The following is a 15253-nucleotide window of genomic DNA, read 5'->3' as shown; positions in this document are numbered from 1 at the left end:
GCCCACGACAAGAACAATTCGAGTGAAACCATGAACCACTACGCCAAAGCCGAACGCGCCCTGCTCGACCCGATGGAAACCGCCAGCCTCGACGCGCTGCGCCAGCACCAGCTGGAGCGCCTGCGTTGGAGCCTGCTGCACGCCTACCAGAACGTTCCTTTGTACCGCCAGCGTTTCGACGCCTGCGGCGCCCACCCGGACGACCTGCACACACTGGACGACCTGGCCAAGTTCCCCTTCACCGGCAAGAACGACCTGCGCGACAACTACCCCTACGGCATGTTCGCCGTGCCCCAGGACCAGGTGGTGCGCCTGCATGCGTCCAGCGGCACCACCGGCAAGCCGACCGTGGTCGGCTACACCCAGAACGACATCGACACCTGGGCCAACGTGGTGGCGCGCTCGATCCGCGCCGCCGGCGGGCGCAAAGGCGACAAGGTGCATGTCTCCTACGGCTACGGCCTGTTCACCGGCGGCCTCGGCGCCCACTACGGCGCCGAGCGCCTGGGCTGCACGGTGATCCCCATGTCTGGCGGCCAGACCGAAAAGCAGGTGCAGCTGATCCGCGACTTCCAGCCCGACATCATCATGGTCACGCCGTCGTACATGCTCAACCTGGCCGACGAGATCGAGCGCCAGGGCATTGCCCCCGACGACCTCAAGCTGCGCCTGGGCATCTTCGGCGCCGAGCCCTGGACCGATGAACTGCGCCGCTCCATCGAGCAGCGCCTGGGCATCGACGCCCTGGACATCTATGGCCTGTCGGAAATCATGGGCCCGGGCGTTGCCATGGAGTGCATCGAGACCAAGGACGGCCCGACCATCTGGGAAGACCACTTCTACCCCGAGATCATCGACCCGGTGACCGGCGCCGTGCTGCCGGACGGCCAGCTCGGCGAGCTGGTGTTCACCTCGTTGAGCAAGGAGGCGCTGCCGATGGTGCGCTACCGCACCCGCGACCTCACCCGCCTGCTGCCTGGCACCGCCCGGCCGATGCGGCGCATCGGCAAGATCACCGGGCGCAGCGACGACATGCTGATCATCCGCGGGGTCAACGTGTTCCCCACGCAGATCGAAGAGCAGGTGCTGAAAATAAAACAGCTTTCAGAGCTGTATGAGATTCATCTGTATCGCAACGGCAACCTCGACAGCGTCGAGGTGCATGTGGAATTGCGCGCTGACAGCCAGTACCTGGATGAAGGTCAGCGCAAGCAGGTGGTGGGTGAGCTGGCGAAACAGATCAAGACCTATATCGGCATCAGCACCCAGGTGCACCTGCAGCCGTGCGGGGCGCTGAAGCGTTCCGAGGGCAAGGCTTGCCACGTGTACGACAAGCGTTTGGCCAGCTGACTCGGCAGCTGTCCCTAGAGCCCCGGCATGGTCCGGGGCTTTTTTTCGCCATAAAAACGCCATCGCGGGGCAAGCCCGCTCCCACAGGTTTGGATTGGCATCCAGCTTCTTGGGGCAATCCATGGCGTGGGAGCGGGCTTGCCCCGCGATCTGATTCCAATGCGATACACAAATCTTATTTGATACATCAAATACTGTTTGATGTTGTGTTTTGTATCGCTTATAAATACCCCACGCCCCAAGCCGCCCACCACCGGGAGCCCGAACATGTACGCACAGCTCGTAGAAACCGGCGTCAAACGCCTCAAGTCGCTGGAAGAGATGTCGCCTGAAGAGCGCGCCTTCCAGGAAAAGATCGACGCCGAGATAAAGATCGAAGCCAAGAACTGGATGCCCGACGCCTACCGCCAGACCCTTATCCGCCAGATTTCCCAGCACGCCCACTCCGAGATCGTCGGCATGCTCCCCGAGGGCAATTGGGTCACCCGCGCCCCGTCGCTCAAGCGCAAGCTGCAGTTGATGGCCAAGATCCAGGACGAAGCCGGCCACGGCCTGTACCTGTACAGCGCCATGGAAACCCTCGGCGCCGACCGCGACGAAGAGATCGCCAAGCTGCACAGCGGCAAGGCCAAATACTCGAGCATCTTCAACTACCCCACCCTCAGCTGGGCCGACATGGGCGCGGTGGGCTGGCTGGTGGACGGCGCCGCGATCGTCAACCAGGTGGTGCTGCAGCGCACCTCCTACGGCCCCTACTCCCGCGCCATGGTGCGCATCTGCAAGGAAGAGAGCTTCCACCAGCGCCAGGGCTACGAGCTGCTGCTGACCATGATGCGCCACGGCACCCAGGCCCAGCGCGACATGGTCCAGGACGCCATCAATCGCTTGTGGTGGCCGGCACTGATGATGTTCGGCCCCAGCGACGAACACTCGCCCAACAGCGCCCAGTCGATGGCCTGGAAGATCAAGCGCCAGACCAACGACGAACTGCGCCAGCGCTTCATCGACCAGACCGTGCCGCAGCTGGAGCTGCTTGGCTGCACCGCCCCCGACCCTGAACTCAAGTGGAACGCCGAACGCGGTCACTACGACTTCGGTGAAATCCAGTGGGACGAGTTCTACGAAGTGATCAAGGGCAACGGCCCGTGCAACCAGGAACGCGTCGCCACCCGCCGCAAGGCCATCGAAGACGGCGCCTGGGTACGCGAGGCCGCCGTGGCCTACGCACGCAAACAACAGAACAAGAACGCCGCCTGAAGCGGCCATCGATGCGGAGATCGAGCATGTCTGACTGGACCCTCTACGAAGTATTCGTGCGCAGCAAGCACGGCCTGAACCACAAGCACGTCGGCAGCGTGCATGCCGCCGACGCCGCCATGGCCATCGAGAACGCCCGCGAGCTGTACACCCGCCGCAGCGAGGGCGTGAGCCTGTGGGTGGTGCCCTCGGCGCTGATCACCGCCTCCTCGCCCGACGAGAAAGACCCGCTGTTCGCCCCGGCGGACGACAAGGTCTACCGCCACGCCAGCTTCTACGAGCTGCCCGCCGAAGTCGGACACATGTGAGGCCCGCCATGCACAAGCAAGCACTCATCCAATACCTGCTGCTGCTCGGCGACAGCGCCCTGGTCCAGGGCCAGCGCCTGTGCGAGTGGTGCGGCAAGGCCCCGGCGCTGGAAGAAGAACTGGCGCTGATGAACGTCGGCCTCGACCTGGTGGGCCAGGCGCGCAACTGGCTGGACTACGCCGCTGAACTAGCCGATGACGGCCGCGATGCCGATGCCCTGGCGTACCGCCGCGACGAGCGCGCCTATCGCAACCTGCTGCTGGTCGAGCAACCCAACGGCGACTACGCCGTCACTATGCTCAAGCAGTTCCTTTACGACGCCTGGCACCACGCCACCCTTGAAGGGCTGACGGCCTCCAGCGATGAACGCATCGCTGGCATCGCCGCCAAGGCCCTGAAAGAAGTCACCTATCACCTGCGCCGCTCCGGCGAATGGGTGCAACGCCTGGGTGGCGGCACTGAAGAGAGCCGCCGACGCATGCTCGAAGCCATACCGGCACTGTGGCGCTTCACGGTCGAATTGAGCGTCGCCAACGATGGCGAAGTCCAGCTGGCCCAGGCCGGTATCGCCGCCGACCCGACACACATCGCCCAGCACTGGCTGAACACCGTCACGACCATCTTCGCCTCGGTCGACCTGCCGCTGCCCAAGGCCGCCAGCCACTTCTACCTGGACGGGCGCAAGGGCCTGCACACCGAACACCTGGGCCTGCTGCTGGCCGAGATGCAATTCCTGCCGCGAGCCTACCCCGATGCAACCTGGTGAGCTGATCGCCGGCGATCGCGGCGCCCGGGCCCAGCAGCACGGTGACCTGGCCCATGCCTGGGCGGTGCTGGCCGAGGTGATGGACCCGGAAGTGCCGGTGGTCAGCGTGGTCGACCTGGGGATCGTGCGCGACCTCGACTGGCGCGCCGGCCACCTGCACCTGGTGGTCACCCCGACCTACTCCGGCTGCCCGGCCACCGAGGTGATCGAGGGCGACATCCGCCAGGCCCTGGAGCAGGCCGGCTTCGCCGAGCCCGCACTTGAGCGCCGGCTGATGCCGGCCTGGAGCACCGACTGGATCAGTGCGCAAGGCCGTGAGCGCCTGCGCGCCTATGGCATCGCCCCACCCGCGGGCAGCGCCAGCCTGCGCGGCAGCACGCCCAACGTGTGCTGCCCGCAGTGCGGCAGCGCCCATACCGAACTGCTCAGCCAGTTCGGCTCCACCGCCTGCAAGGCGCTGTACCGCTGCCGCGCGTGCCTGGAGCCGTTCGACTATTTCAAATGCCTTTGAGCCGTGGAGAACGCCATGAGCCCGTTTCACAGCCTGACCATCAAGCAAGTGCGCCAGGAAACCCGCGACGCGGTGTCCATCGCCTTCGACGTGCCCGCACATCTGCAGGAAGCGTTCCGTTTCACCCAGGGCCAGTACCTGGTCATGCGCACCCATCTCGATGACGAGGAAGTGCGCCGCTCCTATTCAATCTGCAGCGCCGTGCAGGATGGCGAGCTGCGCGTGGCGGTCAAGCGCGTGCCCGGCGGGCGCTTCTCGGCTTTCGCCAACGAAGTGCTCAAGGCGGGCCAGCAACTGGAGGTGATGCCGCCATCGGGCAACTTCTTCGTGCCGTTGGACCCATCGCGCCACGGTCATTACCTGGGCGTCGCCGCCGGCAGTGGCATCACCCCGATCCTCTCGCTGGTCGCCACCACGCTGGCCAGCGAGCCGCACAGCCGTTTCACCCTGCTGTACGGCAACCGCGCCAGCAACAGCGCGCTGTTCCGCGACCGCCTGGAAGACCTGAAGAACCAATACCTGGACCGCCTCAACCTGATCTTCGTGTTCAGCCGCGAGCAACAGGACGTCGATCTGTACAACGGCCGCATCGACGCCGACAAGTGCGGCCAGCTGTTCTCCCGCTGGCTGGATGTGAAGCAGCTCGACGCCGCGTTCATCTGCGGCCCCCAGGCCATGACCGAGACCGTGCGCGACAGCCTGCGGGCCAACGGCATGGACAACGCGCGCATCCACTACGAACTGTTCGCCGCCGCCGGCAGCGAAGCCCGTCGCGAAGCCCGCGAGGCGGCGCGTGAGCTGGATTCGGCGGTCAGCCATGTGACGGTGATCAGCGATGGCCGCGCCCTGGCCTTCGACCTGCCGCGCAACACCCGCAGCGTGCTCGATGCCGGCAACGCCATCGGCGCCGAGCTGCCCTACTCGTGCAAGGCCGGGGTGTGCTCGACCTGCAAGTGCAAGGTGATCGAGGGCGAGGTGGAGATGGACAGCAACCATGCCCTGGAAGACTACGAAGTGGCCGCCGGCTACGTGCTGTCGTGCCAGACCTACCCCTTGAGCGACAAGGTGGTGCTCGATTTCGACCAGCTTTGACACCGCGTTGCCTGCTTGGCGGGTAAACCCGCTCCCACAGGATTCGTGCTGACCCCGAAGGCACCGAAAGATCAGTGCTGAACCTGAAGGCACCGACAAACCTGTGGGAGCGGGTTTACCCGCGAAGAAGCCAACCCCGATACCCGCAACACCCGCGTGACCTGAAAAAACAATTACAACAACCAGAGAGAACGCCAGCCATGACCCCCGAACACCTCGAGAGCATCAACAACCATCCCGACTTCCAGCAGTTGATCAAGCGCAAGCGCCGCCTCAACGGCACGCTGACCTTGACCATGCTCGCCGCCTACTACGGCTTCGTCCTGCTGGTGGCCTTCGCCCCTGGCGTGCTCGGCCAGTCCCTCAGCGGCGGGGTGACCAGTGTCGGCATGCTGGTCGGGGTGCTGATGGTGCTGCTGTCATTCGCCCTCACCGGGATCTACACCCATCGCGCCAACACCGTGCTCGACCCACTCAACGACAAGGTCAAGCAGGAGTGCGCACGATGAACTGGACCGCCATCTCGATGTTCCTGGTGTTCGTCTGCTTCACCCTGCTGGTCACCCGCTGGGCGGCGCTGCGCACCCGCTCGGCCAGTGACTTCTACACCGCCGGCGGTGGCCTCAGCGGCATGCAGAACGGCCTGGCGATCGCCGGCGACATGATCAGCGCCGCGTCCTTCCTGGGCATCTCGGCGATGATGTTCATGAACGGCTACGACGGCCTGCTCTACGCCCTGGGCGTACTGGCCGGCTGGCCGATCATCCTGTTCCTGATCGCCGAGCGCCTGCGCAACCTGGGCAAGTACACCTTCGCCGACGTGGTCTCCTACCGCCTGGCCCAGGGCCCGGTGCGCATCACCTCGGCGTTCGGCACCCTGACCGTGGCGCTGCTGTACCTGGTGGCGCAGATGGTCGGCGCCGGCAAGCTGATCGAGCTGCTGTTCGGCATCAGCTACCTGTACGCAGTGATGCTGGTCGGCGTGCTGATGGTGCTGTACGTGACCTTCGGCGGCATGCTCGCCACCACCTGGGTGCAGATCATCAAGGCAGTGATGCTGCTGTCGGGCACCAGCTTCATGGCCTTCATGGTGCTCAAGCACTTCGGTTTCAGCACCGAGGCGATGTTCGCCAGCGCCGTGGCCGTACATGCCAAGGGCCAGGCGATCATGGCGCCGGGGGCGCTGCTGTCCAATCCGGTGGATGCGATTTCACTGGGCCTGGGGATGATGTTCGGCACTGCCGGGCTGCCGCATATCCTGATGCGCTTCTTCACCGTCAGCGACGCCAAGGAAGCGCGCAAGAGCGTGTTCTACGCCACCGGCTTCATCGGCTACTTCTACCTGCTGCTGATCGTCATCGGCTTTGGCGCCATCGTCATGGTCGGCACCGAACCGTCCTACCGCGATGCCGCAGGCGCGATCATCGGCGGCGGCAACATGGTCGCGGTGCACCTGGCGCAGGCGGTGGGCGGCAACCTGTTCCTCGGCTTCATCTCGGCAGTGGCCTTCGCCACCATCCTGGCCGTGGTTGCCGGCCTGGCATTGTCCGGTGCCTCGGCCGTGTCCCACGACCTGTATGCCTGCGTCATGCGCAAAGGCCAGGCCAGCGAGCAGCAGGAAATGCGCGTGTCGCGTATCGCCACCCTGGTGATCGGCCTGTTCGCGGTGCTGCTGGGCCTGATGTTCGAATCGCAGAACATCGCGTTCCTTTCCGGCCTGGTACTGGCGGTGGCCGCCTCGGTCAATTTCCCGGTGCTGCTGCTGTCGATGTTCTGGAAAGGCCTGACCACCCGCGGTGCGGTGGGCGGCAGCCTGGCCGGGCTGGTCTCGGCGATCGTGCTGGTGGTGCTGGGCCCGGCGGTGTGGGTCAACGTACTGCACAACGAGCACGCACTGTTCCCCTACAGCAACCCGGCGCTGTTCTCCATGTCGCTGGCGTTCCTCGGCGCCTGGGCCTTCTCGGTCACCGACAGCTCGCAACGCGCCGAGGACGAACGTGGCCGCTACCTGGCGCAGTTCATCCGCTCCATGACCGGTATCGGCGCCGCCGGCGCCAGCAAGCACTGACCACAAATAAAAATAAGAACGACGGGGACCACAACAATGAGCCGCACACGCCTCACCTCGGCCGCCTGGCTGGCCACACTCGCCCTGCCCTTGCCGGCCCTGGCGGACTTCATCGGCGACAGCCACGCGCGCGTCGAGCTGCGCAACCACTACATCAACCGCGACTTCCGCCAGGACAACGCGCCACAGAACAAGGCCGAGGAATGGGGCCAGGGTTTTACCGCTCGCTTCGAGTCGGGCTTTACCGACGGCCCGGTCGGCGTCGGGGTGGATGCCATGGGCCAACTGGGCATCAAGCTCGACTCCAGCCGCGACCGGCGCGGTACCGGCCTGCTGCCGTTCGGCCCCGACAGCAAGGAACCGGTGGACGACTACAGCGAGCTGGGCCTGACCGGCAAGCTGCGGGTGTCCAAGAGCACCCTGCGCCTGGGCACCCTGCAGCCGATCCTGCCGGTGGTGGTGTACAACGACACCCGCCTGCTGGCCTCGACTTTCCAGGGCGGCCTGCTGACCAGCCAGGAGCTGGACGGCCTGACCTTCAACGGCGGGCGCCTGACCAAGGCCAACCTGCGTGATTCCTCCGGGCGCGACGATATCGGCTATGGCGCCGCCACCAGCGATCACTTCGACTTTGGTGGCGGCAGCTACGCCTTCACCCCGCAGACCAGCGTCAGCTACTACTACGCCAAGCTCGAAGAGATCTACCGCCAGCAGTATGTCGGCCTGCTGCACACCCAACCGCTGGCCGAGGGTGTGAGCCTGCGCAGCGACCTGCGCTACTTCGACAGCCGCGGCGATGGCGCCGAGCGCGCCGGGCGCATCGACAACCGCAACTTCAACGCCATGTTCACCCTCGGCGTGAAAGCGCACAAATTCACCGCCACCTGGCAGCAGATGTCCGGCGACAGCGCGTTCCCGTTCCTCAACGGCGGCGATCCGTACACCGTCAACCTGGTCACCTACAACACCTTCACCCGTGCCGGGCTCGACTCCTGGCAGCTGCGCTACGACTACGACTTCGTGGCCATGGGCATCCCCGGGCTGAGCTTCATGACCCGCTACACCGACGGCCGCCATGCCGAGACCGCCACCGTCAGCAATGGCCGCGAGCGTGAACGCGACACCGACATCACCTACGTCATCCAGAGCGGCCCGCTCAAGGACGTCAGCCTGCGCTGGCGCAACGTTACCTTCCGTTCCGGCAATGGCCTGACCAATGCCGTGGACGAGAACCGCCTGATCATCGGCTACACCCTGGCGCTCTGGTAAGCGCGCCCTGTCTATCAGAACAGTATGGAGAACAGCATGTCCGCCGCCCCTACCCTGCAAAGCTTCATCGCCGGCCGCTGGATCGGCCAGCACGGCGCCCAGGCCTTGCGCAGCGCCCTCGACGGCCACGTCCTGGCCTACAGCCACGAAGAACGCCCGGACTTCGCTGAAGCGCTCGACTTCGCCCGTGCCCAGGGCCTGCAAACCCTGCTGGCCATGGACTTCCAGCAACGCGCCGCGCGCCTCAAAGCTCTGGCGCTGTACCTGGCCGAACGCAAGGAACAGCTCTACGCCTTGTCCCGCCACTCAGGCGCCACCCGCGCCGACAGCTGGATCGATATCGAGGGCGGCAATGCAACGCTGTTCGCCTATTCGAGCATGGGCCGCCGCGAGCTGCCGTCGGGCAACCTGGTGCATGAGGGCCCTGCGATCCCCCTGGGCAAGCAAGGCCACTTCGCCGGCAGCCATATCCTGGTGCCACGCACCGGCGTGGCCGTGCACATCAACGCCTTCAACTTCCCGATCTGGGGGATGCTGGAGAAGTTCGCCCCGACCTTCCTCGCCGGCATGCCGTGCATCGTCAAGCCGGCCACCTCCACCAGCTATCTGACCGAAGCCGTGGTGCGCCTGATGAACGAGTCCGGGCTGCTGCCGGCCGGCAGCCTGCAACTGGTGATCGGCAGCACCGGCGATCTGCTCGAACGCCTGCAGGGCCAGGACCTGGTGACCTTCACCGGCTCCGCCGACACCGCCGCCAAGCTGCGCGTCACGCCGAACCTGGTGCGCCATTCGGTGCCGTTCAACGCCGAAGCCGACTCGCTCAACTGCGCCATCCTCGGCCCGGACGTGAGCCCCGACAGCGAAGAATTCGAGCTGTTCATCAAGGAAGTGGCGCGGGAGATGACCACCAAGGCCGGGCAGAAATGCACGGCGATCCGCCGCGCCATCGTCCCCGCCAGGCACATCGATGCCGTGGCCACTCGTCTGCGCGAACGGCTGCGCAAAGTGGTGGTCGGTGATCCGTCGGTCGAAGGCGTGCGCATGGGCGCCCTGGCTTCCCACGAGCAGCAGCGCGATGTCGGTGAGCGCGTACGCATGCTGCTGGACAGCTGCGACCAGCTGCTGGGCGCCAGCGATGGCTTCACCCCGGTGGGTGACGGCGTGGCCGAAGGCGCGTTCTTCGCCCCGACCCTGTTGCTGGCACGCGCCCCGCACGCCGAGGGTGGCGCCCACGATATCGAAGCGTTCGGCCCGGTCAGCACGCTGATGGCCTACGACGACCTCGACGAAGCCCTGGCCCTGGCGGCCCGTGGCAAGGGCAGCCTGGTGGCGACTCTGGTAACCGCCGATCGCACGGTGGCCGCCAAGGCCATCCCGGCCGCTGCTGCCTGGCACGGGCGCCTGCTGGTGCTCGACAGCGAAGCGGCCAAGGAATCCACCGGCCACGGCTCGCCGCTGCCGCAGCTCAAGCACGGCGGCCCGGGCCGCGCGGGCGGCGGTGAAGAGCTGGGTGGCCTGCGCGCGGTCAAGCACTACCTGCAACGCGCCGCGGTACAGGGTTCGCCGAGCATGCTGATGGCGGTGACCGGCGAATACGTACGCGGCGCCGAGGTGATCGAAACCGAGGTGCACCCGTTCCGCCGCCACTTCGATGACCTGCGCATCGGTGAATCGTTGCTTACCCACCGCCGCACGGTGACCGAGGCCGACCTGGTCAACTTCGGCTGCCTGTCAGGTGATCATTTCTACATGCACTTCGACGAGATCGCGGCGAAGCAGTCGCAGTTCGGCAAGCGCATCGCCCACGGCTATTTCGTGCTGTCGGCGGCGGCCGGGCTGTTCGTTTCGCCAGGTGAAGGGCCGGTGCTGGCCAACTATGGCCTGGATACCCTGCGTTTCATTACGCCGGTGGGGATTGGCGACACCATCCAGGCGCGGTTGACCTGCAAGCGCAAGATCGACCAGGGCAAGACCAGCCCACAGGGGCAACCGCAAGGGGTGGTGGCTTGGGATGTGGAGGTGACCAACCAGGATGGGGAGCTGGTGGCGAGCTATGACATTTTGACGTTGGTGGTGAAGCGGGTGGGTTGCTTGGTTTGAGGGTGGGTGAAGGCCACCAGGTGTTCGCCGGTGGTTTTGCAGCGCCTATCAGATCGAGCGCCGCCCGCGCGGCGCTCGATCTTGAGGGCGCTGCAAACCTGTCGCCATGCACCTTATCCAGACAGACGCCAACTCACGCATGCACACTCCACTGCGTGCTGTCCGCTGCCATCGGCAAGTCGTCGATGGCCTGGATCAGCCCGCAGCGCAATGCTTCTTCCGGCCCCAGGATGCGTGGATAAGCCATCAGATAGCGCGGCACATCCAGTGCCTCGCTGGCGCCCTCGGTGCGCTCGACAACAATCTGCTCATACAGCCGCAGGTCGTAGTCCAGGCTCATGGCGTACTCGGCCATGCGCGCATGATCCACCGAGCCGTGCAAGGTCCAGTGGAACGGATGGAACAGGAACTTGCTCAGCGCACAGGCGGTACGGTGGCTGCCGGCAAGGAAGATGATGTTGCCCATCGACTCCACCGTGCCGAGGTTGTGGGTATGCACCGGCACCGGCAGGCTGCGCAGGAAGTTGTACAGGGTGAAGCCATAACTGCACTCCCCACCCATGGTGGCGATGTTCAACTGCAGCAGCTCGGCGCCTTGTTGCAGGGCGCGCGAGCAGGTGTTGATCAGGTTGCCGCAGGTGGACGAGTTGATGGGGCCGGTGTAATGGATGATGTGCCTGGCCATAGGGGGCTCCCGTGCTGGGTGGCTGATCCTGCGCGATGTCCTGCTAGCGGTGGAGGCTCAAGGCAGGGGCAAAGTTCCATGACCCTGCCGGTCAATTGCGCTAAACCCTTCGCGTTAGCTGCCGGTCGCTACGGTAGGTACTGGCGGGCTACGGCTGATCGGTATGCTGATGGCGGATGTCGCCCTCGCCTACCTGCTGGAATGAAGTGCTCCCGGCTGTAGAAGATCTGATTGCTCGCAGGTGAGATACCTTCAGCCTTAGCGTCCAGCATGAGGTGGGCGACCTGTTATTTTTGTCAGGTGCGCGGCCAAGCATCGACTCCTATGATCAGGTCACTCTTTGTTGAGATCCGGAGTAAGTCATGCGAGCACTTGTCAACGACCCTTCTCATTGGCTCAGTACCTTCAAGATAGAACTGGGTGCTGTCAGCGATGCCGCCTACAACAATGGCAACCAGCAAATAATGGTTGTTATGAGGGTGCAGGCCAGTGAGGGTGCTGTGATCACCGATGACGACCTGGAAACGCTGGTGCCCGTCGAACTACTGGGTGATGGCAGCTACCGCGTACTTCCAACGATGGATGACGATGTCACCTGGGGCTGGACAACAACCCTGGATGAACGATTCGATTTTCATGATGGGCAAACCCAACAGCGTACGAATGACCAAGGCAACGGCCTATCCAGTGTTACCAGCCAACCTTCGCCGTTGTTGAGCAAGACCATTTACATCCAGACCCGTGCCGCAGCCAATCGCGTGCTGGTCCTCCATGCCCAGATTACAGACAAGGACGGCAACCACTATCGCACTGAAAACAACTTCCTCTCCAGCGTCTCCTTGCGCTCGATCAGACGACCCGACTTCCAGTTCCCCGATGATTATCAGTGGAACCTGGCGGCGTCCGAAGGCAACTGGGAGGATGGTGCGCGCTATATAAATGAACATCGCCTCAGCCCAAGGCGAGGGTCGTTTGTCAGTGCCGATTTGTTGGACCCTATTGGCAACGTCACGCACACCGACGGGATGCTGAAGTGGCAGTCCGCCGATCAGGATGATGCCTTTGCCACGAACGTGGGTTTTGCACTGCCCAACAATCAGAGCGTGAAATATCATCCGTCCTTCGAGTTTTCGCAAAACTTCAGAATACGCAGAAGAGATAAAGCCATTACCTCCACGAATGGAGCAATCGTAGTGGTCGTGCAGGGCGACAACGACTTGAGCACTGCCAAACCGCACCATCAATACGACCGGCCCTGCAAGCTGCGCGCCCTCGACAACAACGGCAATGTGCACGAGATATCCGTGGCCTTCGAAGACGAAGGCCTCCCCGAGTACAGGCGCGCGCACCTGGCACTGACCATCCAGAATCAGCTCCCTGCCGACGCCTGGCTAGCCGGTTTCGATATTAGCGTCAGCTCCAGCAGCCGCCGTGCTTACAACAATGGCCTTCAGCAGATCGAAGTGACCCTGAGCGTCTTGGCCGCACAGGGTCAGACCATTACCCAGGCCCAGATGGACTCGACGGCGCTCGTGATCGAACAACCAGACGGCACCTGGACGCTATTGAGCTCAGAGGGCGATGCCAGCGACTGGTGGTATTCCACGGCGCGCGATGATCGCTTCCATTACCTGCCAGCCTGGGTGGAAGAACCCTCCGCCCCACGCCTGGCCAGCGGCCTCGTCAGCCGACAAAAGACTTACTACATCCAAACCACCGCCGAAGGTGCCACCACGCTGAACCTGTCGGGCAGCATTCAACAGTTCTCGGACGTGCCCGGATCGCAGTGCCTGACTGCAGGCAGTGTCAATCTGGAGGCGGTTGAACCTCCGCATTACAGCACATCGGACTACCACTGGCGCCTTGTGTGCTCAAAGAGCCACAGTGCAAACCCGCACCGCGTGCTCAATGAATATGAGCTACGCCTCGCGCATGTAGCGTTTTCCTACGCCACCTTCGACACCCCAGCCGATCAGGGCATGCTGCTGTTGGGCACCCATCCCAAACTGACCGCGCATGTCGGTGTTGCCCTCCCCGGCAGCAGGACAGTGCACCACAACGACAACATCGACCCAGGCCAGGGTTTCCGCGCGCGCAGGGTCGCCCAATTGGAACATTGCCCGGCCGGAACCATCGTGTTCGTGGTGCAAACGGACGATGAAATCCCCCGAAACCCAGGCAGCCAAAACACCGGCCCCTGCGCGCTGACTGCATTTGACCTCTACGGCAACCGTCATCAGCTAATGGTCGGTTTCAACAGCGACTATCAGTGCGCCGAACGGCTTCCTCGTCTGACGTTGCTAAGCAACAACCAGCAGCAACAGCCAAACAACCAGGCGGTCGCCAACATTACCCATTTCCAGGTCATGGGCGTAGGCCTTGGCCAGCATGACACCCCGTGTCGGCTATATAACAATGGTTATCAGCAAACCTATGTCGATATCAAAATCCAAGCCACCAATCAGCAGGGTTCCAATATCGACCTGGGTGAGCTGGCTAAACAGATCACGCTCGTCAGGTACGCGGATCTCGCCAACCTGAAAACCTTGGGCTATGACTACAGCCAGCAACGCAGCGAGGTCGATGAACTGTTTAGCTACTACCCTTCGACACTGGCGCCAGATACCAGTATCGGGCCTGCCGCGGACAACATTCGTTTCTGGATCAAAACCCAAAAAGCAGAAAACCTGCAAGTCGGTGCACGCCTGCAAATCGGCAATACTGTTTATCACACTTGTGACCCACAAGTTGCCGAAGGCGGGCGCACGGTGGCGGGAAAATCCAACAGCCGGGCAGTAATCATGCCCGCTCAAAAAAACTACCGAATTACCGACAGACAGATAGATGGGAAAAGAATAGACCTCGATGGCAGTAGCGACTGGGATGTGGATCTGTATGAATTCAAATTTAGCGATGCCGCTCACCCTTATTACATTGTCTACAGTACGCCCAACGACAACGTGTTTGTTTATGACTATATTGGCGACAGAAAAACGAACCGATCTACTTACTTTAAGCGCGACAAGGAAAGGTCTGTAAACTTTGGTGATAACGGTTTTTGGTTCTATTATGCGACGGTTAATAAAAAATCTGGTGTTATGTACGCCAGCCGAATGATAATGAAAGACCACAATGACCACGGCGCAGAATACACACGTTCCTTGGACATCAATCTTATTGACCAGTATGGAAATGTTCATCCCTTTACTATCGGCCCTGCAGGTTACAGCAACAGCGGTACCAATTCGATTTCTCTCAAGGGGCGTTAATCGTACTTCGCAGGGGTTGCCAATTCCGTGGCGCAGGTGCAATACGCCACCAATAAACCTGCCGCGCTTGTGCGCCCCCTCGAACATCCTGAGCGACGAGGGTCTGTATGCAAAGTTCTGAGACGTAGGTCAGGCAAGGCGAAAACAGCCGAGGAGTGGTCGGAGTCGCGCTCGACATTACGGGTTGTAAATGAGCATTCCGAGGCTGTTTTCAACGCAGCATCACCGAGTATCAAGGCTTTTCCTACAGAGCCTAACATTACCCATGACCCCACCGGCTGTTGGTACGATTGTAATGTGCCGGACGCCCTCAGCCCTGTATTGACTCGCGGGACCTTTCCACGCATGGTTTTTTGCCTACCTGGAGAGTGTGTGCCTGCCGCACCGAGCAGTCAGGCCGGATCACCAGGAAATTTTCCCATCTGTTTTATCCTGTAGGACCTTTTACCCTGTCTCTGGTTTATCAATCAGTGGAGACAGACCATGGGTATGCAACTTGAGAACGTCACAGACTGGCTAAGCGAATTCACGTTCGAAGTGATTTCGAGTAGCGATGGCGCCTACAACAGTGGCAATC

At 62.8% G+C, this 15253-nt stretch carries 11 protein-coding genes and 1 pseudogene; 11 read left to right on the top strand and 1 reads right to left on the bottom strand.

What is annotated here, in order from left to right:
* Positions 1 to 30 precede the first annotated feature (30 nt).
* The 10 genes and pseudogenes from paaK to paaZ all read left to right on the top strand — a co-directional run bounded on the left by paaK (position 31) and on the right by paaZ (position 10722).
* Positions 31 to 1350: a phenylacetate--CoA ligase PaaK gene (gene paaK / locus LOY51_RS13100; protein ID WP_110993880.1), complete on the top strand. Its 1320-nt coding sequence runs from the start codon at positions 31 to 33 to the stop codon at positions 1348 to 1350.
* 267 nt (positions 1351 to 1617) lie between these two features.
* A complete protein-coding gene (paaA, locus tag LOY51_RS13095) occupies positions 1618 to 2607 on the top strand; it encodes a 1,2-phenylacetyl-CoA epoxidase subunit PaaA (RefSeq protein ID WP_125464038.1) in 990 nt (329 codons plus the stop codon).
* A gap of 26 nt (positions 2608 to 2633) precedes the next feature.
* On the top strand, positions 2634 to 2915 hold the full coding sequence (paaB, locus tag LOY51_RS13090; protein ID WP_023631078.1) for a 1,2-phenylacetyl-CoA epoxidase subunit PaaB: 282 nt from the start codon (positions 2634 to 2636) through the stop codon (positions 2913 to 2915).
* A gap of 8 nt (positions 2916 to 2923) precedes the next feature.
* Positions 2924 to 3682: a 1,2-phenylacetyl-CoA epoxidase subunit PaaC gene (gene paaC, locus LOY51_RS13085; protein ID WP_258646494.1), complete on the top strand. Its 759-nt coding sequence runs from the start codon at positions 2924 to 2926 to the stop codon at positions 3680 to 3682.
* Entirely contained in the window at positions 3669 to 4193 is a 525-nt protein-coding gene (gene paaD, locus LOY51_RS13080) for a 1,2-phenylacetyl-CoA epoxidase subunit PaaD (protein WP_125858579.1), read from the top strand. Before paaC ends, paaD begins: the two co-directional genes overlap by 14 nt.
* A gap of 15 nt (positions 4194 to 4208) precedes the next feature.
* Complete coding sequence (gene paaE, locus LOY51_RS13075; RefSeq protein WP_125858578.1) at positions 4209 to 5285, top strand: 1,2-phenylacetyl-CoA epoxidase subunit PaaE; 1077 nt, start codon at positions 4209 to 4211, stop codon at positions 5283 to 5285.
* Between the two features lie 200 nt (positions 5286 to 5485).
* Positions 5486 to 5794 carry a DUF485 domain-containing protein gene (locus LOY51_RS13070; RefSeq protein ID WP_110993846.1) on the top strand — a complete coding sequence of 103 codons (309 nt, stop codon included), beginning with the start codon at positions 5486 to 5488 and terminating at the stop codon, positions 5792 to 5794.
* Positions 5785 to 7353, top strand: a pseudogene (locus LOY51_RS13065) (cation acetate symporter); the annotation flags it as partial. The gene LOY51_RS13070 and the pseudogene LOY51_RS13065, both read left to right, overlap by 10 nt.
* A 36-nt stretch (positions 7354 to 7389) precedes the next feature.
* Entirely contained in the window at positions 7390 to 8622 is a 1233-nt protein-coding gene (locus LOY51_RS13060) for an OprD family porin (protein WP_125858576.1), read from the top strand.
* 36 nt (positions 8623 to 8658) lie between these two features.
* Positions 8659 to 10722 carry a phenylacetic acid degradation bifunctional protein PaaZ gene (paaZ, locus tag LOY51_RS13055; protein WP_258646489.1) on the top strand — a complete coding sequence of 688 codons (2064 nt, stop codon included), beginning with the start codon at positions 8659 to 8661 and terminating at the stop codon, positions 10720 to 10722.
* A 133-nt stretch (positions 10723 to 10855) separates the two neighbouring features.
* Here the strand turns inward: paaZ and LOY51_RS13050 are convergent, their stop codons facing one another.
* A complete protein-coding gene (locus LOY51_RS13050; RefSeq protein ID WP_125858574.1) occupies positions 10856 to 11407 on the bottom strand; it encodes an ATP-dependent Clp protease proteolytic subunit in 552 nt (183 codons plus the stop codon).
* Positions 11408 to 11769: 362 nt separating this feature from the next.
* On the opposite strand from LOY51_RS13050, the gene LOY51_RS13045 reads away from it, so the two are divergent.
* Positions 11770 to 14676, top strand: coding sequence for a hypothetical protein (locus LOY51_RS13045; RefSeq protein ID WP_258646487.1), 2907 nt, complete (start codon positions 11770 to 11772; stop codon positions 14674 to 14676).
* The last annotated feature ends 577 nt before the right edge of the window (positions 14677 to 15253 follow it).

The sequence above is a fragment of the Pseudomonas sichuanensis genome (assembly GCF_024749065.1).
GTDB classification, from domain to species: Bacteria; Pseudomonadota; Gammaproteobacteria; order Pseudomonadales; family Pseudomonadaceae; genus Aquipseudomonas; species Aquipseudomonas sichuanensis.
Note: the sequence above shows the minus strand (reverse complement) of the source record. Positions and strands in the feature narration are given on the sequence as shown.

Bases quoted from the DNA above. Each gene is read 5' to 3' on its own strand.
- paaZ (WP_258646489.1), top strand. From the start codon at position 8,659: ATGTCCGCCGCCCCTACCCTGCAAAGCTTCATCGCCGGCCGCTGGATC.
- paaK (WP_110993880.1), top strand. From the start codon at position 31: ATGAACCACTACGCCAAAGCCGAACGCGCCCTGCTCGACCCGATGGAA.
- paaD (WP_125858579.1), top strand. From the start codon at position 3,669: ATGCAACCTGGTGAGCTGATCGCCGGCGATCGCGGCGCCCGGGCCCAG.
- LOY51_RS13060 (WP_125858576.1), top strand. From the start codon at position 7,390: ATGAGCCGCACACGCCTCACCTCGGCCGCCTGGCTGGCCACACTCGCC.
- paaC (WP_258646494.1), top strand. From the start codon at position 2,924: ATGCACAAGCAAGCACTCATCCAATACCTGCTGCTGCTCGGCGACAGC.
- LOY51_RS13045 (WP_258646487.1), top strand. From the start codon at position 11,770: ATGCGAGCACTTGTCAACGACCCTTCTCATTGGCTCAGTACCTTCAAG.
- paaE (WP_125858578.1), top strand. From the start codon at position 4,209: ATGAGCCCGTTTCACAGCCTGACCATCAAGCAAGTGCGCCAGGAAACC.
- paaA (WP_125464038.1), top strand. From the start codon at position 1,618: ATGTACGCACAGCTCGTAGAAACCGGCGTCAAACGCCTCAAGTCGCTG.
- LOY51_RS13050 (WP_125858574.1), bottom strand. From the start codon at position 11,407: ATGGCCAGGCACATCATCCATTACACCGGCCCCATCAACTCGTCCACC.
- LOY51_RS13070 (WP_110993846.1), top strand. From the start codon at position 5,486: ATGACCCCCGAACACCTCGAGAGCATCAACAACCATCCCGACTTCCAG.
- paaB (WP_023631078.1), top strand. From the start codon at position 2,634: ATGTCTGACTGGACCCTCTACGAAGTATTCGTGCGCAGCAAGCACGGC.